Annotated in this window: 22 protein-coding genes and 1 tRNA gene; 6 read left to right on the top strand and 17 right to left on the bottom strand. The window is 38.4% G+C overall.

Annotation, left to right across the window (positions count from 1 at the left end; genetic code table 11):
• Nucleotides 1-45 precede the first annotated feature (45 nt).
• Nucleotides 46-1,236: an ROK family transcriptional regulator gene (locus EDD70_RS13060; RefSeq protein WP_092756084.1), complete on the top strand. Its 1,191-nt coding sequence runs from the start codon at nucleotides 46-48 to the stop codon at nucleotides 1,234-1,236.
• Between the two features lie 23 nt (nucleotides 1,237-1,259).
• Here EDD70_RS13060 and EDD70_RS15005 read toward each other — a convergent pair whose 3' ends face one another.
• On the bottom strand, nucleotides 1,260-1,418 hold the full coding sequence (locus tag EDD70_RS15005; RefSeq protein ID WP_162840918.1) for a hypothetical protein: 159 nt from the start codon (nucleotides 1,416-1,418) through the stop codon (nucleotides 1,260-1,262).
• 149 nt (nucleotides 1,419-1,567) lie between these two features.
• Between EDD70_RS15005 and EDD70_RS13055 the strand changes: the two genes are divergently transcribed.
• Nucleotides 1,568-1,783, top strand: coding sequence for a hypothetical protein (locus tag EDD70_RS13055; protein WP_092756082.1), 216 nt, complete (start codon nucleotides 1,568-1,570; stop codon nucleotides 1,781-1,783).
• Here EDD70_RS13055 and EDD70_RS13050 read toward each other — a convergent pair.
• The 6 genes from EDD70_RS13050 to EDD70_RS13025 all read right to left on the bottom strand — a co-directional run bounded on the left by EDD70_RS13050 (nucleotide 1,767) and on the right by EDD70_RS13025 (nucleotide 6,726).
• Nucleotides 1,767-2,057, bottom strand: a complete 291-nt coding sequence (locus EDD70_RS13050) for a putative periplasmic lipoprotein (protein WP_092756080.1) — start codon at nucleotides 2,055-2,057, stop codon at nucleotides 1,767-1,769. The genes EDD70_RS13055 and EDD70_RS13050 overlap by 17 nt on opposite strands.
• Nucleotides 2,058-2,226: 169 nt before the next feature.
• Complete coding sequence (locus EDD70_RS13045; RefSeq protein ID WP_092756078.1) at nucleotides 2,227-3,162, bottom strand: metallophosphoesterase; 936 nt, start codon at nucleotides 3,160-3,162, stop codon at nucleotides 2,227-2,229.
• A 46-nt stretch (nucleotides 3,163-3,208) separates the two neighbouring features.
• Nucleotides 3,209-4,183, bottom strand: coding sequence for a DUF4474 domain-containing protein (locus EDD70_RS13040; RefSeq protein WP_092756076.1), 975 nt, complete (start codon nucleotides 4,181-4,183; stop codon nucleotides 3,209-3,211).
• A gap of 227 nt (nucleotides 4,184-4,410) precedes the next feature.
• Nucleotides 4,411-4,692 carry a DUF503 domain-containing protein gene (locus tag EDD70_RS13035; protein ID WP_092756074.1) on the bottom strand — a complete coding sequence of 94 codons (282 nt, stop codon included), beginning with the start codon at nucleotides 4,690-4,692 and terminating at the stop codon, nucleotides 4,411-4,413.
• Between the two features lie 150 nt (nucleotides 4,693-4,842).
• Entirely contained in the window at nucleotides 4,843-5,694 is an 852-nt protein-coding gene (locus EDD70_RS13030) for a chemotaxis protein CheW (RefSeq protein ID WP_162840931.1), read from the bottom strand.
• A gap of 180 nt (nucleotides 5,695-5,874) precedes the next feature.
• Nucleotides 5,875-6,726: a bacteriohemerythrin gene (locus tag EDD70_RS13025; protein WP_092756070.1), complete on the bottom strand. Its 852-nt coding sequence runs from the start codon at nucleotides 6,724-6,726 to the stop codon at nucleotides 5,875-5,877.
• A gap of 183 nt (nucleotides 6,727-6,909) precedes the next feature.
• Between EDD70_RS13025 and uppS the strand changes: the two genes are divergently transcribed.
• The 3 genes from uppS (at nucleotide 6,910) to EDD70_RS13015 (ending at nucleotide 8,026) form a co-directional block, all read left to right on the top strand.
• Nucleotides 6,910-7,551, top strand: a complete 642-nt coding sequence (gene uppS / locus EDD70_RS13020; protein ID WP_092756068.1) for a polyprenyl diphosphate synthase — start codon at nucleotides 6,910-6,912, stop codon at nucleotides 7,549-7,551.
• 93 nt (nucleotides 7,552-7,644) lie between these two features.
• Nucleotides 7,645-7,791, top strand: a complete 147-nt coding sequence (locus EDD70_RS15000) for a hypothetical protein (RefSeq protein ID WP_162840930.1) — start codon at nucleotides 7,645-7,647, stop codon at nucleotides 7,789-7,791.
• Between the two features lie 25 nt (nucleotides 7,792-7,816).
• Nucleotides 7,817-8,026: a heavy-metal-associated domain-containing protein gene (locus EDD70_RS13015; protein ID WP_092756066.1), complete on the top strand. Its 210-nt coding sequence runs from the start codon at nucleotides 7,817-7,819 to the stop codon at nucleotides 8,024-8,026.
• A gap of 69 nt (nucleotides 8,027-8,095) precedes the next feature.
• On the opposite strand, the gene EDD70_RS13010 is transcribed toward EDD70_RS13015, so the two are convergent.
• From EDD70_RS13010 to EDD70_RS12980, 7 genes are all read right to left on the bottom strand, one after another.
• Nucleotides 8,096-8,440 carry a carboxymuconolactone decarboxylase family protein gene (locus EDD70_RS13010; protein WP_092756064.1) on the bottom strand — a complete coding sequence of 115 codons (345 nt, stop codon included), beginning with the start codon at nucleotides 8,438-8,440 and terminating at the stop codon, nucleotides 8,096-8,098.
• A 124-nt stretch (nucleotides 8,441-8,564) separates the two neighbouring features.
• Nucleotides 8,565-9,053, bottom strand: coding sequence for a flavodoxin family protein (locus EDD70_RS13005; protein ID WP_092756062.1), 489 nt, complete (start codon nucleotides 9,051-9,053; stop codon nucleotides 8,565-8,567).
• A 105-nt stretch (nucleotides 9,054-9,158) separates the two neighbouring features.
• Nucleotides 9,159-9,743 (bottom strand): methyltransferase family protein, encoded by a 585-nt coding sequence (locus tag EDD70_RS13000; protein WP_092756060.1) that lies wholly within the window; start codon nucleotides 9,741-9,743, stop codon nucleotides 9,159-9,161.
• 176 nt (nucleotides 9,744-9,919) lie between these two features.
• Entirely contained in the window at nucleotides 9,920-10,564 is a 645-nt protein-coding gene (pcp, locus tag EDD70_RS12995; protein WP_092756058.1) for a pyroglutamyl-peptidase I, read from the bottom strand.
• 66 nt (nucleotides 10,565-10,630) lie between these two features.
• On the bottom strand, nucleotides 10,631-11,590 hold the full coding sequence (locus EDD70_RS12990; protein WP_092756056.1) for a DUF979 domain-containing protein: 960 nt from the start codon (nucleotides 11,588-11,590) through the stop codon (nucleotides 10,631-10,633).
• Nucleotides 11,590-12,279: a DUF969 domain-containing protein gene (locus tag EDD70_RS12985; protein ID WP_092756054.1), complete on the bottom strand. Its 690-nt coding sequence runs from the start codon at nucleotides 12,277-12,279 to the stop codon at nucleotides 11,590-11,592. The genes EDD70_RS12990 and EDD70_RS12985 overlap by 1 nt, the downstream gene beginning before the upstream one ends.
• A gap of 136 nt (nucleotides 12,280-12,415) precedes the next feature.
• Nucleotides 12,416-13,381 carry a 2,5-dihydroxypyridine 5,6-dioxygenase NicX family protein gene (locus EDD70_RS12980; RefSeq protein WP_092756052.1) on the bottom strand — a complete coding sequence of 322 codons (966 nt, stop codon included), beginning with the start codon at nucleotides 13,379-13,381 and terminating at the stop codon, nucleotides 12,416-12,418.
• Nucleotides 13,382-13,722: 341 nt separating this feature from the next.
• On the opposite strand from EDD70_RS12980, the gene EDD70_RS12975 reads away from it, so the two are divergent.
• Nucleotides 13,723-14,136, top strand: coding sequence for a hypothetical protein (locus EDD70_RS12975; protein ID WP_242943175.1), 414 nt, complete (start codon nucleotides 13,723-13,725; stop codon nucleotides 14,134-14,136).
• A gap of 198 nt (nucleotides 14,137-14,334) precedes the next feature.
• Here the strand turns inward: EDD70_RS12975 and EDD70_RS12970 are convergent.
• The 3 genes from EDD70_RS12970 to gpmI all read right to left on the bottom strand — a co-directional run bounded on the left by EDD70_RS12970 (nucleotide 14,335) and on the right by gpmI (nucleotide 16,481).
• Nucleotides 14,335-14,411: transfer RNA gene (locus EDD70_RS12970), tRNA-Met, on the bottom strand.
• A 116-nt stretch (nucleotides 14,412-14,527) separates the two neighbouring features.
• A complete protein-coding gene (locus EDD70_RS12965; protein WP_092756050.1) occupies nucleotides 14,528-14,809 on the bottom strand; it encodes a hypothetical protein in 282 nt (93 codons plus the stop codon).
• A gap of 151 nt (nucleotides 14,810-14,960) precedes the next feature.
• Nucleotides 14,961-16,481, bottom strand: coding sequence for a 2,3-bisphosphoglycerate-independent phosphoglycerate mutase (gpmI, locus tag EDD70_RS12960; protein WP_092756048.1), 1,521 nt, complete (start codon nucleotides 16,479-16,481; stop codon nucleotides 14,961-14,963).
• Nucleotides 16,482-16,496: the final 15 nt, after the last annotated feature.

Here is a 16,496-nt window from a genome sequence, read left to right as displayed (position 1 = left end):
TCTTTTATAATAGATACAATAAATTACTAAAGGAGTGGGCAAATATTGAACTCTGGATTTAACTTGAATGATGTAAAAGTTAAGAACCGAGCTTTGATATTGCGGCTGGTGGCAACAAAATATCCCGTTTCTAGAGTTGAACTTGCACGCAAAACAGGGCTTACCAAAACCACTTCAAGCAAGATTGTTGCAGACTTGATAAATGAGGGTTTTATTTGTGAAAGACAAGCCCCCATGCCAAAATTTTCGGGCGCAGGGCGAAAACCGATTGTGCTGGACATTGCGGATAATGCCCCCAGTGTATGCGGTATGTTGGTAAAGCGTGGCTTTTGCATTGTAATTCAAAGCGATTTAAAGGGCAATATTATGGCTGAGTCGCGATTTGATTACAGTAGTATCTCAGCTGAAAAATTGGTATCTAACCTGATACAGCATTACCGTAAATTACAGGCAGCCTCTTGCAGTAAAATGATTGCGGTGGGTATCGCTTCATTGGGGCCTGTTGATATTGTTGCACAAACAATTGCAAATCCGCCTAATTTTTACGGTATCGAAAACTTACCTTTGTCCCAATTGATTCATGAACAAACGGGTTTGCCTTGCTATTTGATGAACGATGCAAAGGCAGGAGCACTGGCAGAAAAAATTTACGGTAACGGGCGGGATATGGAAAACTTTTTGTATCTGCACATTGAAGGCGGTATCGGCTCGGGATATGTACTGCACAATCAAGTGTTTCACGGAGATTTGGGGCAGAGCGGTGAGCTGGGCCACACTTCCATAGATTTTTGGGGTAAAAAATGCACCTGCGGCAACGTAGGCTGCTTGGAATTATACTCCAACATAGACATGATGAACCGAAAAATGCGGTCATTCTCAAAAGAGAACGAACCGCATTGTGATTATTTATGGGAGGATATTTTGAATATGGCAGACAACGGCAGCACTGTTGCAATTGCTGCTTTGGATGAGTTCTGCCAATATCTTTCATATGGGCTCGTAAACGCAGTTACCCTTATGGATATTCATCATGTGATAGTGGGTTACGAATGTAGAACGGACAGCCATACATTGGAACGGCTGCTCAGCCAAAAACTCAACGACCGATTAGCAGCGGCAGGGCGGGGAAAAATACACGTGAAGCGTTCTTTTTTCGGCAGTTCTGCGCCGCTTATGGGCAGTGCGGCAGCAGTGATAGACAAACTTTTTAATGGTGAACTTATGGTACAAATTTAGCAACCTTTACTGTTTTTAAAGATTCAGCGCTTTGTATTTGGCCCCAATGACTCTTTCTTTGTGTTATGATTTTGATTTTGGTTTTCGCAATGATTAGCGCTTCGATTCATAAAGGCATTTATTTGCTGGGTACTATCTTGTTTAATTATTTCTTGTTCTTCCTTTTTATTTTTTGGCATCATATCACCTCTTTTATAGTATTTCAAGAACGTATATTTTTATGCTTTTTGAACCTTACAAAAAATTGTGCTGCATTTTTTAGTATTGAACAATTTTCCATAGAAAAAGCAAATAAGCAGTGTTATACTATAGATGAAAGGGTGAAGAAGATATGAAAAAATTTATTCCGAAAGAGAAGCTTAGTAAAAAAGCGCGCCGTAAATTAAATGTTGCACAGCGTATCACATGGGGGGCAATCAATCCTGTATGCAGAAAACCTGCAAATTCAAAATCATATAATCGAAAAAAGGTTCAGATTGGAGATGATTCTTTTCAATCTGGACTTTTTTATTGTATTTTTAATTCAACAGTTATTTTACCTGTTTGATATCAACCGCAGTAACCTGCACAGGGTAACTCTCTGCAATTTCAGGCAAAATAGTAAGCTCTACTGTTTGCCCTTTGGTTAGGTTAAAATCTATTTTGACATCTGTCAGCCGCACACTTGCTTTATCAAAGCCGACATCTTCTGTAGTTGCAACCAAAATATTGTTATCGGATACATTCTCAATAGTCGCCGTAAAAGTAATATTTTCTATTTTTGCACATGCTGTTAAAAGCAGAATACCGGCTGCAACCAACGCTACAAGTCTCTTCTTCATTTTATCGACCTCCAAACAAAATAATAAACCAATTATCTTGCATATATGCAAGTTTCAGCTCTTAAATATTAAGGTGGAGCTTATTGCCGATATTATTGCATAAGCAAATAATTTTTATCAAAAAGAACTACTAAAAAAAGTGTGTTTCTGTTTTAGAAACACACTTTTTTTAGTTTATATAACCGGTTGCAAAAAATTCTTCTTCGGTTGGCATCAGCCTAAAGTAATCTTTTAATCTTATTGGCCCTGCAAGAACTTCTCTGCCAACAAAAACAGTACCATCTTTTCGGGTTTTATAACTCCATTTTACAAGCATAATGTTGCCATCTGTAATTTCTATTCCGGTAATACAACGCGGGTGAACACAACTGCCATCGTTAAAATAGAGCGGCTCGCCCAATTCGGGGAAAACCGGCCGATGGGTGTGCCCTGCAATAATCATCTGCTTTTGTTTAACACTCCATTGTGTAAGTTTTATTTCCACTGCCTTTTTTTTGTCGTAATTTTTTGCCGCGCTTGTTGGGTCATTTACACCGATGGACTCGAAAAATTTCCAAACATATCGTACTAAAAAACGACTCAACTTCCATAAATTATAATTGAAAAAATCTGCCTGATGGCCATGCAGGAGAAATATTTTTTTATCTAAAACCGCATGGCGCAATACAATACCTTCATGGATTTTTATACCAGGAAACAGTGGAATGCATTTTTTCTGGCGGGCATCATAACAGTTTTTGTAATCATCTTTTACCAGACGAAAGTTCTTCTTTACCATATCATGGTTTCCGTATATAAAATACAGCCTGCCTTCTTCGTAAAAACGGGACATCATCCAAAATGCATTGCTGTGCACATCGATAATGTCTGAAAGCTTTTTATTCTCCCAAAGCTCATCTCCGTCACCAAGCTCTATATACGTGTATTTTTCTTGGTTATAATAATCTAATGCTGCAAAAAATAAGTTTTGATTTTTTGCAAAGTTATCAACCCAGCTTCCGTCACCTCGGTGACAATCGCTCATAATAATAATTTTAGATGAATCGTCAAAGGAAATTTGCTGTGATGATTGGAACAACTTTGAGATTCTTTGATAAGTATGCAATAAAATTCCTCCATCCCCTTTTCATGAACAAACCTGTTAAAGCTCACTAAAGCAGGCGGCGTTCGATTGCTTTATAGCCTTTATAATTCAGTTTTTGCCTGCCCATATGGAGTATTAAGTTATAGAGATGGGGGGCTTTCTTTTTAAGAGAGGCGATTTTTTCGGGTGTAGTAGCATACCCCCCTGTAAGCTTTTGATATTCTTCGCATAACATTTGATTTTTTCTTTGGGTAATCCAGTCCGTTGGTTCTGTTCGGGTAAGAGGCTGCGGTGAATGAGGACGATTAAACAAAATACTTACCACATTGTTAGTTATATTATATTCGTGTTCTAAGTACCCTTTTTGTTTTAGCGCATTTTTAAATGCATTACACATTTCGCTATCTTTAAATGTAATTCTAACATCCATCATCAGCTCGGATGGTTCTGTAAATACACCCAACATAAAACCTGTAAGCCACCAGTGTTTATCTTCTCTTGAAAAAAGAACCGTACCGTATTTTCGTAAAGAATATGAAATAAACAACTGGTCGTTATCATCTGCACAGTTATAAAATATACCGTTAAAAACACCCGGGATATTTAGATCGGATCCTTCTGTATTATATACACCTACTTCGGCACCAGTGGTCATACCGTATTGGCCTTTCCACAGTTCGATGAGCCACCTTTTATTCTGATATTCGAAATGAATCGGTTCGCTGTCTACAATCATACTTAATGGGGCAGCCGCCTCGTCATAAAGCCGGCAAAAGCCGTATTTTCTTTGCCATGCATCCTTAGTCGAATAAAAAATGTCTTGTTTCGCATCGTATGCATAACCTGTGCGTTCCACAATATTTTCTATGGCATCTTGGTCGATGCCTTCATCCTGATTTAAATGCTTGCGTTTAACAATAAAAATTGTAGCCACAACAGCACTTAACAAGAGAATTGGAAGCAGAATGTACATTAGGGCTATTAGTGTGGTAGGCTGTTTTACGGTTGCAAGCACCATAATGCCATAATTATTACTCAGCATAAAATAACTCCTATTCTATTTTTATACTGTATCATATTCTTTTTGTAACCATTGTGTTAACAAACTTTTTGCAATATATAAGGATAATAAATAGATACGAAACGGCAGATATTAAGAGTAATTGCTATAAAACAGACATACGGCTTGCAAAGCAAAAAAGAGGTACAGACCCCTATAATAGGAGCCTGTACCTCTTTTTTGTTGATGATTTGAATATTACATGCGTTTTATCTGTTCTCTTTTTGAATGTCTGTTATCTCTGCATCGGTGTTGCTCTCAATATAATTGAGAACATTGTCTATGACACTATCTGAAAATGAAGACGTATTGGCAACGCAGGCAACACCCAGCACAATGGTTTGATGGGTGTCTTGTTCCTCTACCTCAGCAATAGAGACATGAAACCGATTATGCACTTTAGCGCAAATGCTTTTCACAATCATTCGCTTTTCTTTCAGCGAATGAACCCATGGAGCATAAAGTTTAATTTTAGCGGTTGCTACTATCATTACAAATCCCCTTCAATGCATTGCAAGAATATACAATGTAGTATTGCCAAGTTGGTTGCATGTACCCCCTAGAATTCACCGTTGTTTTAACTCAGAATAATCGCTTACCGTAAAATATAAAAAGGCGAAGCTGGTGCTCCGCCTGCCGTTTTACGAAACCGCTTTTTTGCCTGTTACAGCACCGATTAAAACAGAATCATCGATTACTAAGATGCTTTTTGAAATAGATTTGCTTTTTCTAACTTCAGAAATAAAGTCTGATTGTTCGGACGAGCCCAGATTGTTTACGGAGCCTACCTGCTCTAAATCTTCTACCGATACAATTTCATCCACAATGATGCCATAGTAATCATCTTGTATCTCGAGTACTATCACCATCTCACGAAAATCTGCTTTAAACAATACTTTTGCTTCGTCAATCAAAGAACAAATTTGCGGGACATATTCGTTTGACAGCCGGTTGAAAATAGACTTGAGGCATTCTTCTCGCTCGCAATTCTCACAGTCTTTTTTGCATTTTTCTACTTCTAGGGCTGTTTGATGCAGCTTTTTATGTGGTTCGTCAATTTTTCTCATATGAAAATTGACGGTATGCAAATCAGACTCAAAATTGTCATACCATTTACCGAATGCACACTGATGAGGATCGGTAGCCAATTTAAAAGGTTCGTTTAATTCTGCCGTACGTTTTAACTCTTGCACCCAGTGGAGATGATCTTGCTTGCGTGCTTCGAGCATATCTGAAAATTCTTTGTATTCTTTTGTAAGCGACTTCATGCCAAACAAAGTACGCAGTTCGATGAGAGGAATTATCTTTCCTCGAAGGTCAAAAATCCCCCGCACAAATTGTGGGGAATTGGGCATAGGTACTATATTTTGCGGCAAAATTATAATACTTGATACCAACTTACTGTTAAAAGCAAAATACTCTCCGCCCAGTTTGAATATCAGCCAAGGGTAATCAACTTGTTCTGTATCCATTTCTTCACTCTGATAGCACATGATATATCTTCTCCTTGTTAACTTAAACATTTTAAAGTTAGTTGTTTTAAAAAAAATAATAAAAATGAATGCCATTGTCAAGCTCTATTATAACATAGGTATATACAAGAAAAAAGCTCCCTCAAAGTAAGCAGTTTTATTTTTTACTGTTTACTGTGGGAGCATTTGCCGAATAACTTTTTAGCTTAGCACAATGATTTCCATTGTGCCCATATCTGTGTGAACCGATACAACCTGTGGATTTTTACCGTTGCTTTCGTACGTACCTACTGTAACTACCGGAGGAAGAATATCACTAGTGATATTTTGGTTTAATAGCGAGGTAGCAGCGTTACCACTGATAATATTTGATACTTCAGCCATTGCCGAACAAACAATTTCGTTGATTTCATTTGTATCCATGAATGTCATAATTTTCATAAGTTCAAAAGCAAGTTCTTTTGGGAATGCATAGACTGCTTCGCACTTAAAATCTCCCACAAACTCGATTTTTGAATAGATGTCTCCCGAAATAATGTTACCGGGCAAAGCATTTTGCTGAATGTCCAGTTCTTTCATTTCGAACATCTTCTCGAAAACCTGAGCAGCACCTGCAGAAAAACAATCTAAATGAGACTTTGAAGCATCATCTGCCTTTTGTACACCGTTTACAATGCGCTGGTCAGTTTCGGCAACGTGGTAAATGAGCCACGATACTAATGTACCGGCAAACTCTTTTACAAGTTTCACATCATAATTGGCAGCAATAAATTTCTTTTCGTAATCAAGAACGGTTTTTGTAAAAGCTCTATGCTCTTTTTTATGGTTTTCGATATCGCTGTAGTGAATTGAGGCTTGATACAACTCTTCTTCATGAAAATGTTTCACTACGTAATTCTTCATAAAAGTAATTGCATCTATATATTTTTCTTTGTTATCCCAGTTTTTATCTGTTTCAAATGTTTTTAATAAGCTTTCAACCATTTTAAACAATTCTATATGCTGTTCGTCTATCAAGTCTACCCCAATTTTATAACTTTCTTTCCACATCATGGGAAATCACTCCAACTCATTTATTTAATTGCTACTTATATCTTTATATCATAGCACAATTTGGCGAATTCTTCCATATGCCAATAGACAAATAATAGTCTTATAAAAACTATATTGTCTGAATAGTTGTATGTTTTTTACACAATTTAACCATACTAATGAAAACAATAAGGATGTGATACTATCAGAATTCCTTCACATATAGGTATTATCCCGGATGGGAACAGGCGATGGGCGCAAAAAAACGGGATGGAAAAGCATCAGGGATATCATTTTGGCCTCAAACCCGGGCTAGAATTACTGCACCTTGCAAAAGAATACGGCATAAAGGAAATTACCTATTACGGTTTTACGACCGATAACTGCAAACGCCCTGCCAAACAATTGGAGGCATTTTCAAAATCTTGCGTGGAGGCTGTTCAGCTCATTGCTGCGGATGGCGTTTCATTGCTGGTTGTGGGTAATTCACAATCCCCGGCATTTCCAAGCGAATTGAAGCCTTATACTGTCCGAACCGATATCAATGGGGGCGGAATTAAAGTTAATTTTTTGGTGAACTATGGCTGGGAATGGGATTTATCATCCATTGGTGAAAATGGGAACAGTCGTGAAAAGATCTTTGAAAACCTGCAGTCAAACGATATTTCTCGAATTGACCTTGTTATACGCTGGGGAGGGATGAGAAGACTTTCGGGTTTTTTACCTGTGCAATCTGTTTATGCCGATTTTTATGTTGTGGACAGTATGTGGCCCGATTTTATACCGCAAGAATTTTACAATGCCATGACCTGGTACGATAAGCAGGACGTGACTTTGGGCGGATGATTGCATTGCTACAGCTGTAATTGCCTGCATATTATTTACCTTACAATAAATACTATTAACACCGGCAAATACAAATATAAAGGGAGCTAGACTATGGATAACAATAAAAACAGAATGAAAGACCGACCAAAAAGCAACCCGGAATTACGAAAAATGAAACCCAAAGACAATGCAGATGCAGGAATAATTGACGGAAAGAAAGTAGGCACACACAGCAGCAAGCATGAAAAGAAAAGTTAATAACAAATTGAAAGGAGAGTGTAAAATGGACACAATATTATGCAGTGTTTCGGGAATACAGAATAAAGAATGCAAAACTCAGTTAAAAAATGCGCTGGATAAGATTAAAGGAGTTCAGGAAATTGGTGTTAACCTAACTACAGGAACAGTAAAAGTAGAATATAACGAGCCTGCAACCGAGATGGATATAAAGAACTGCATTGAACACACAGGGTTTAAAATAATTTACGAGTAAAATATGAAGAAAAAATGAACAGCCGCGAAAGTGATTTCTTTCGTGGCTGTTCATTTTTGATAGGTATGATTATTTATTATCTTGCTCCAATATATTTCTTAATACAAGCAACCCCTTCATCATTTTGGGGAAGCCTGCAGTTGGCGCAACAAGAAGCAGGGCATGCTCAATTTCTTCTTTCGTACAGCCGCCGCAAAAAGCTTTTTTGATATGTGTAGTTAAAGAATATTCGTTTTGACAATCCGCAGACAATGCAACTTTAATGAGCCAACGTGTTTTTTCATCCAAAGGGCCGCCTTTTTCGTGAACCAGTTTACCAAAATTCTCATAAGATTCGTATATTTCGCGGTGATTGGTGATGAAATATTTAAGATTTTTTTCAATTTCATCAAGATTATCAAAATAATCGTTCATTGTTTTTACCACCTTTACAAATTTAACATTATTATGTTTAAATTTGCACGAGATAAACATATCTTTAAAATATGATGGCGGCTACACACTTTAATATATCAAACTTTATTAAGTGTGCGGTTTGTTAAGACATTTTTAAACTATTCGACCACTTGACCGCTTTTTTGAAATTGCCATCTTTATCTCTTTTTAAAGGTTCTATGAAATCTATTTGCCCAACCATATTATTATCGCTGCCAAGTGCTTTTCTCATTGCACTAAAACATTTATCAGCTCCACCACCGGCATGACACGCTATTAACGCAATGTCTTTTCCTATCATCTTATACTGCTTTAAAAAAGTATTAAGCGGTGCTGCATAGGTACCAGCCCATATGGGTGTACCAAGTATAATGCTGTCGTAAGGCTGTAAATTAATATTTTCGTTGGTTAACTCCGGCTGCTCTTTAAACAATACACTTTTTCCGCCCCAAAAGTACTTCTTAAAACCTGAGGATGGAAATTGTTTTTTTGTATGCAGTTCTATTAAGTCTGCGTTCAGCTCGTTTGCAATAATTTCTGATATATATTTTGTATTGCCTTCTAAAGAGTAATAAACAACCAGTGTTTTCATTTTATTCTTCTCCTTAACATCAAAATATTGGGGAGTTCTAATGTCGGTGACAATTAAACGAATGTATGCCATTTAAATTATTTTTGTCTAATCATTGAGCAAAATTTATAAGAACAGAAAATACCTTGCTGTTTTTCTTTTATAATCCAAATATTCTTCGCCAAATACTGTGGGTAAAAACTTTTCTTCCTCTAAAATTTGAAAATGCAGCATTACCATAGCAAAAGCCATAAATATAAAGTGAACCACATTTGCATAAGCTATAAAAATACCGATGTACATTAAGTCAAACCCAAGAAAAGCAGGGTTTCTGCTAATACGGTAAATTCCGCTTTTAATGAGAGTTGTTTTTTCGGCTGAGTTAATTCCTGCACGCCAACTGTTTTTCATCGTAACCATTGCTATTACAAAACACAAAACACCCACCATTGCAACGGCTAAACCTATGGCTGTAAATATTTGAGACTGAAGTTTATGCGTATTCAATATAACACTGCCCAGTTCGACGGGTACAATTGCCAAAGTTGCAACGCGCATGAACTGCTCCACTCGTTGTGTGCTGACCGATTTTTTCCCTTTTGCAATCTGATCTGTTTTAATGCCCTGTTTGCGTTGAAGAAGCATTTTCATAAAATACGAAATATAAAAGATGGCTATCAGAAAAATAGCAATGATCTGAAAATAATCCATTTCAATTCTCACTTTCGCTGTAAAATGATTTATTGTCTGCTTTCGTCAGATGTTACTTACATTTTACTATACCAAATGCATACATGTAAACCAAAAAGTTGAGCCTATACCCATTTTTAAAATACATGATTGGATGCAAAAAAGCAGCCACGGAAATGTGGCTGCTTTTTTAAGTTTTAGTGTTCTTTACCGCCCACTGTTTTAATATCATCCCAGTGAGTGCCAATTGCTTTAATCGCCGCTTCAAGCCCTCTTGCAATATCTTTCAAAGCAAGCGAAGGTGCAGGCGAAGGGCGGCCTACAACTTGTTCGGGAATAAAAGGAACATGGGTAAACCCGCCCCTTACGTTGGGGTGTTTTTTTGCAATCGTATAAAGTACACCATACATAAGATGATTGCATACAAACGTACCCGCAGTGTTTGACACACTTGCGGGAAGCCCTTCTGCACGGATGTTCTCAACCATTGCCTTAATGGGCAGTGTGGTAAAATAAGCGGGATCGCCATCTTCAAAAATCGGCGCATCAATCGGCTGATTACCCTCGTTATCTTTTATTCTTGCATCATCTACATTGATTGCAACACGTTCCGGCGTAATATCGAATCTTCCGCCTGCCTGGCCGATACATAAAACCGCATCCGGTTTTTCTTTATCCATTGCTGCGGCAACGGTAGCAACTGATTTTTTAAAGACAGTTGGTACTTCAAGTTTGACAATATCGATGTTATCTATTTTATCGCTAACAAGTTTTACTGCTTCCAGTGCAGGATTGATTTTTTCTCCCCCGAATGGATCAAATGCAGTGAGTAATAATTTCATTTTATTTTCCTTTCTTAGATGCGCTTAAGAGTTTTATATTACATAAGCTAAAAATTTTTCTATTCATTAAAATGCAAGGAAATACATCAACAAGATGTGAACGATAAGCATTGTAATCGCTACAGGAAGCTGCATTTTAATAATGTTGTACTTGTTTTTTGTTTCAAGAAGTGCAGCAGGCATAATGTTAAAGTTTGCAGCCATCGGGGTCATAAGCGTTCCGCAGAAACCGGCTGTAAGACCCAAAGCACCTACAACAAGCGGGTTTGCACCCTGTGCAATCAAGAACGGAATACCGATACCCACGGTGATAACCGAGAACGCTGCAAAGCCATTGCCCATAATAGCGGTAAATAAAGCCATGGCAATGCAATAGACAGCAACCGCAATAAACTTGTTGCCTTCAGGTATAATTGCCTGAACACCCGAAGCAATTACGTCACCTACACCGGCAGCGGTAAACAACGCACCCAAAGCCGCCAAAACCTGAGGAAGAATACCCACAGGGCCAACATTATCCATTAGGCGAGTACCGTCTGTAACAATACTTTTGGCTTTTGCTTTTGTGATAACAAAAACGGCAACCAATGCAATGATGGCAGAAACGCCGATAGCATTATTGGGGCCGAGTTCTTTCCAAAAAGTTGCAACCAGCACAGCAGAAATCGCAAGCAACAAAGATGGGACAAAAATTTTATACCCCATTTTATCGGCATTTTTGCGAGTGACTTCAGCATCGGGTACATCGCTTTTGCTTTGCCTTACTTTGCCAAGAGCAGTAAGCAATGACAATAAAATAACGCAGATACCAATTACAAATTTAGGCACATAAGGCCCAACGATGAAAGTAAATGCAAGTATAAACCAAAATGCAGCGGTAAAACTGCGTACTTTCAGCGCACTGTCTTTTAGTGCTTTTACGCCAACCAATACAAAGATAATACCAATTATAATGTAGAGAATTTCAGAGACGGTCTTGGAAAGCCCCCAAGTGGAAATTTCAGCTAAATTAAGTACAGAATCCATTATTTTCCGCCCTCCGTCTTCTTAGAAAGTCTTCTTGCCAATTTTCTATCAAATATTGAGTTGAAAGTAATCCCTGCAATTGCAGAAATGACTGCAATTGGGATAGACCACATAGCTATACCAAGTGCGTCTACCTGAATGCCCTGTTCGACAAGTGTAGATACGATGAGCAAAGTACCTGATGCGCCCATAAAGCAGTTTTGACCAAAAAAGTTACCAAAGTTTTCATCAGCGGCGCACATACCTTTGATATCATCTTCGGCTTTTTCATCAACTTCACCGAATTTAGCTATAGCAGCACCTTGAGCCATGGGGTTAATAATTGGACGGACAAACTGGGGATGTCCGCCGATACGCACAGAAAAAGCAGCCGCAACGGTACGAATAACCAAATAGAGCGATGCAATACGTCCGGCAGTCGCATTTTTTAACGTTTTAATAAAATCAACTGCTTTATCTTTCAAGCCATAACGCTCACAAATGCCAATAACAGGCAGTGTGAGAACAAAAAGAGTTGCAAGACGATTGCTGATAAACGAGTTACCCAGTACAGTGAGAATTTCGAGCGGAGACATACCGGATACTAAGCCTGTAACCAGACCCGCCACAACCACTGTTGCTAGTGTATCGAATTTTAGGATTAAACCTACAACTACGATAAGCACACCAATTAGTTTTAATACTTCCATAAAATTACCCTCCATTTTTTTGCCATCTCAAGACATTATATATACTATATAATAATATACTTTTTAAGCATTTTCAATAATTAAGAGGAAAATATATATAAATACATGGCAATTTTGATTATTTTTTAAAGAATCATCAAAAACAAAGATTACCATTTTCCATTATTTTGATATCTCCCGCCCAGATATCGGGGTTTTTTGTTACTATATCAAAATGCCCCGCAGCATCATGGTTGCCGCCAAGAGCAATATTTCTTCCAAATCCTACATGAAATGTTTTAAATGCAGATTCATCTTCGATATAAGAAACACCTCTGCAACGAGCTTTTTCATTGAGGCCAATACCAAATTCTGCAGCACACAGCATTTCTTTATCATGAAAACTGTTTAGATATTCTTTTAGTTTTTTACCGTCGGCAGTATCTTCTATCTCTGTAAGATATCCATTTTTAAAATGAAGTGTAAGTGGTTTCTCAACAACTCCTAAATAGCCGAGCGAACCGTCCACAACAATTGTGCCGTTTGTTGTAGTTTCTTCAATAGGAATATAAATTTCAAAACTGGATGAAGCGATCGTTTTCTTTTTTGAGCATTCGCCGCTAAACAGCCCTACTATTCTTTTTTCTTTTGTAAAAGTAACATCGGTTCCCCTATTTGTTTTAACCGTAATCTTGCTCGCTTTTTTCAAGTGTTTAATAATTGGTTTGGCTTTTTTTTGTGCAACGTGTGGGTTCATCGTAATAAAGTCATTTTCAAAAATAGAACTTCCGTCATTTGTATGTAGAGGCAGGGATAAAAATCTGGAACCTTTTTTTAAGGAATAATCCACTGCACTTACTGTAATAAAAGAAAAATGTGTTGCGCCGATAATCGCATTTGCATAAGGCATCGTAGCCTGCAGCTCGTCAAAGACATCGCCGCTTTGTATTTCGCCTGATGGTAAAACAGTTATTTTGGGCACAGCGCCTGCTGCCAAGGTGGCTTTTTCAAAGGCATCTGCCTCTTTCAAATGATTCTCATCTGTTATAAAATGCAGTACTTCATCCCTCTTAGACTGCAACCAATCGTTTACTATAATTTTTGCTCCATCATAAATATCCATTATACTCTCCAAAAATACGTATATATCCGCAGCAAAACAGTTTTTTGTTAACGCTATATACCAATGATTGACGCCAAATATGCATTGAAAATAAAAAATTTGCATAAAGGTGGTTAAAAATGAGTGCCGAATAGCCTCATTTTCTGTTATAATAATATTTGAAAAACAGAATTATGTCAACCAAGCCCTCTTGACCCAAGACATTTGCAGATGGCTGCAGATTAGCAAACAGAGCCTAACAAAACATCTATTCTTACAATTTTAACATAAATTCTGTTCTCAATTAATAATTATTTTGTATTTTATATAATTATAAAATGTTTTAGAGGAGATTTGTTTAGATGAGTTTTTTGACACAAATGCGCTATCGCCTGCAACAATGGATGTATGGAAGAAATGGTATTGATGTACTGTCGCGCGATTTAAACATCTTGGCATTAGCGTTTATGCTACTGGATTATTTGCTTAAAACCCACATTATTAATTGGTTGGGTTTACTAATTTTTGCTGTAAATATTTATCGGATATGCTCTCGCAATATCGCTAAAAGAGCAACGGAGAATCAAGCATATTTGACATTTAAAGGACATTTTGAAAACTGGTTTATTAAAAAGAAGAAATTATTCTCAGATAGAAAATACTACCGTTTTTATAAATGTTCTTCTTGCAAGCAAAAACTTCGTGTTCCTAAAGGAAAGGGTAAAATTGAGATTACTTGCCCAAAATGCGGTTTGCACTTTATAAAAAAGACTTAAGTAGTAATTAATCTTTTGTACTTATTCAAGTTATCAATAAATAAAGATATTTCGCTTTATTTACGTTTGTGAGAATAAAAGGCGGGCATTTCCATTACCGGAAGTGCTCGCTTTGCTTTTGTATTTTTTGTATGCTTTAATATATTTTTGATATATAAACAAAAGAAGAGACTTAAACAGTATGTTTAAGTCTCTTGTTGGTTGCGGGAGTAGGATTTGAACCTACGACCTTCGGGTTATGAGCCCGACGAGCTACCGAACTGCTCCATCCCGCGATATTTAGTTTTTGCTGTATTCCCCTGGTGCTTTATTATTATACTACAGATAGAATAATAATGCAATACCCTTTGCAAAAAAATTTACAAAGGGTATTATTTTTTATTTTTCAAGGTTATTCAGTGATGTCATCGTCCTCGGTATCATCGGCTGAAACCGGTGTAGAAACATAACCATCATCAGAATCCGATGTATCTTCAACGGGCTGTACTGCTTCAGGCTGATCATCTACGTAATATTCCATATCGTAGTCGCCCTCTGCATCGGGGATATAATCTTCTTCAACATCGCCGCACTCCAAGCATCTTCTGCTTCTCATATAAGCTACCAAGCCGAGCAACGCACCCGCCACCGCGATGAGTGCAATAATAATTGAGATTAATGTTCCTTTTTTCATTTTGTTGCCTCCCATACATTATGATCGGTAAAATACTAACAGATTATTACTATTATAATACCGGTGTCAAAAAATAACAAGTTGTTTTTACGATAAAGACCTGCGTCATACAAGGTAGTATGCGCAGGTCTTGACCATTTATTTGCATTTTTTATTTTTTTATGAGAGATTTTCCGGTAATCTCAGTGGGTTGCTCAAGCCCCAGTATTTCAAGCATAGTGGGGGCGATATCTGCAAGCCTGCCACCTTCGCGGAGCTCGCATGGATAGCCCGTAACCACAAACGGCACAGGGTTGGTGGTATGTGCGGTAAACGGCGAACCGTCATCCTCGTACATTTTATCTGCGTTGCCGTGATCTGCTGTAATCAGTGCCGCACCGCCCTTGGCAAGGATAGCGTTGACGACTTTACCCAAGCAGGTATCGACGGCTTCGACCGCTTTGACAGCAGCCTCAAACACGCCGGTGTGGCCGACCATATCACAGTTGGCGAAGTTGCAAATAATAACATCGTATTTATCGCTTTCAATGCGCGCAAGCAGTTCGTCGGTAACCTCATATGCACTCATTTCCGGTTTCAAATCATAAGTAGCAACCTTAGGGGATGGAATCAGCGCACGATCCTCGCCTTTATAAGCAGCTTCAATGCCGCCGTTAAAGAAGAATGTGACGTGTGCATATTTTTCGGTTTCTGCAATTCTAAGCTGAGTGAGACCTTTATCGGAGATATACTCACCAAAGGTATTGGTGAGCGACTGCGGCTTGAATGCAACATGTACGTTCGGCATCGTTACGTCGTATTGCGTCATGCACACAAAGTACAGTGGGAAGAAGCCGGTTTTACGCTCAAAACCATTGAACGCCTCATCAACAAAAGTTCTTGTAATTTCGCGCGCTCTATCGGGGCGGAAATTAAAGAAGATAACCGAGTCGTTTGCTTTAACCGAAGCGTTTTCTGCACAAACAGTAGGAAGGACAAATTCATCGGTAACATTTTGTGCGTAAGATTTTTCCATCGTATCGGTTGCACTGTGGTTTTTGTTGCCCTCGCCGTAAACCATTGCAGCATATGCCTGAGAAACTCGCTCCCAGCGGTTATCACGGTCCATAGCATAGTATCTGCCCATAACGGTTGCAATTTTGCCCACACCGATGTCGGCCATTTTTGCTTCTAGCTCTGCAAGGAAGTCTTTGCCCGACATGGGGGGAACGTCTCTGCCGTCCATAAAGCAGTGAACAAACACCTTGGTGAGCCCCGCATTTTTTGCCAACTGAAGCAAGCCGTACAGATGCCCGTTGTGGCTGTGTACACCGCCATCGGATACGAGCCCCATGAGGTGGAGAGCGGTTCCGTTCTTTTTACAATTTTCGATGGCACCGCCCAGTGCCTCGTTACCGAAAAATTCGCCGTCAGCAATGGATTTTGTAATTCTGGTAAGTTCTTGATAAACGATTCTGCCTGCACCGATATTGGTGTGGCCAACCTCGGAATTACCCATCTGTCCCTCGGGTAAACCAACGTCCATACCGGAAGCACCGATAAAAGCCATTGGATTTTGTGAAAACAGACGGTCGATATTGGGTTTATGAGCGGCTTTGATGGCATTGCCGTACTCATTGTCGTTTTTACCAAAGCCATCAAGAATAAGTAGCGCTAAAGGTCTTTTTGCCATGAGAGGATCCTCCTT

The sequence above is a fragment of the Hydrogenoanaerobacterium saccharovorans genome, assembly GCF_003814745.1.
Lineage (GTDB): Bacteria > Bacillota > Clostridia > Oscillospirales > Ruminococcaceae > Hydrogenoanaerobacterium > Hydrogenoanaerobacterium saccharovorans.
This window is presented reverse-complemented; position numbering and strand designations above follow the sequence as displayed.

Bases quoted from the DNA above. Each gene is read 5' to 3' on its own strand.
- EDD70_RS15005 (WP_162840918.1), bottom strand. From the start codon at position 1,418: ATGATGCCAAAAAATAAAAAGGAAGAACAAGAAATAATTAAACAAGAT.
- EDD70_RS13055 (WP_092756082.1), top strand. From the start codon at position 1,568: ATGAAAAAATTTATTCCGAAAGAGAAGCTTAGTAAAAAAGCGCGCCGT.
- EDD70_RS13050 (WP_092756080.1), bottom strand. From the start codon at position 2,057: ATGAAGAAGAGACTTGTAGCGTTGGTTGCAGCCGGTATTCTGCTTTTA.
- EDD70_RS13040 (WP_092756076.1), bottom strand. From the start codon at position 4,183: ATGCTGAGTAATAATTATGGCATTATGGTGCTTGCAACCGTAAAACAG.
- EDD70_RS13035 (WP_092756074.1), bottom strand. From the start codon at position 4,692: ATGATAGTAGCAACCGCTAAAATTAAACTTTATGCTCCATGGGTTCAT.
- EDD70_RS13030 (WP_162840931.1), bottom strand. From the start codon at position 5,694: ATGTGCTATCAGAGTGAAGAAATGGATACAGAACAAGTTGATTACCCT.
- EDD70_RS13025 (WP_092756070.1), bottom strand. From the start codon at position 6,726: ATGATGTGGAAAGAAAGTTATAAAATTGGGGTAGACTTGATAGACGAA.
- EDD70_RS15000 (WP_162840930.1), top strand. From the start codon at position 7,645: ATGGATAACAATAAAAACAGAATGAAAGACCGACCAAAAAGCAACCCG.
- EDD70_RS13015 (WP_092756066.1), top strand. From the start codon at position 7,817: ATGGACACAATATTATGCAGTGTTTCGGGAATACAGAATAAAGAATGC.
- EDD70_RS13010 (WP_092756064.1), bottom strand. From the start codon at position 8,440: ATGAACGATTATTTTGATAATCTTGATGAAATTGAAAAAAATCTTAAA.
- EDD70_RS13005 (WP_092756062.1), bottom strand. From the start codon at position 9,053: ATGAAAACACTGGTTGTTTATTACTCTTTAGAAGGCAATACAAAATAT.
- EDD70_RS13000 (WP_092756060.1), bottom strand. From the start codon at position 9,743: ATGGATTATTTTCAGATCATTGCTATTTTTCTGATAGCCATCTTTTAT.
- pcp (WP_092756058.1), bottom strand. From the start codon at position 10,564: ATGAAATTATTACTCACTGCATTTGATCCATTCGGGGGAGAAAAAATC.
- EDD70_RS12990 (WP_092756056.1), bottom strand. From the start codon at position 11,590: ATGGATTCTGTACTTAATTTAGCTGAAATTTCCACTTGGGGGCTTTCC.
- EDD70_RS12985 (WP_092756054.1), bottom strand. From the start codon at position 12,279: ATGGAAGTATTAAAACTAATTGGTGTGCTTATCGTAGTTGTAGGTTTA.
- EDD70_RS12980 (WP_092756052.1), bottom strand. From the start codon at position 13,381: ATGGATATTTATGATGGAGCAAAAATTATAGTAAACGATTGGTTGCAG.
- EDD70_RS12975 (WP_242943175.1), top strand. From the start codon at position 13,723: ATGAGTTTTTTGACACAAATGCGCTATCGCCTGCAACAATGGATGTAT.
- EDD70_RS12965 (WP_092756050.1), bottom strand. From the start codon at position 14,809: ATGAAAAAAGGAACATTAATCTCAATTATTATTGCACTCATCGCGGTG.
- gpmI (WP_092756048.1), bottom strand. From the start codon at position 16,481: ATGGCAAAAAGACCTTTAGCGCTACTTATTCTTGATGGCTTTGGTAAA.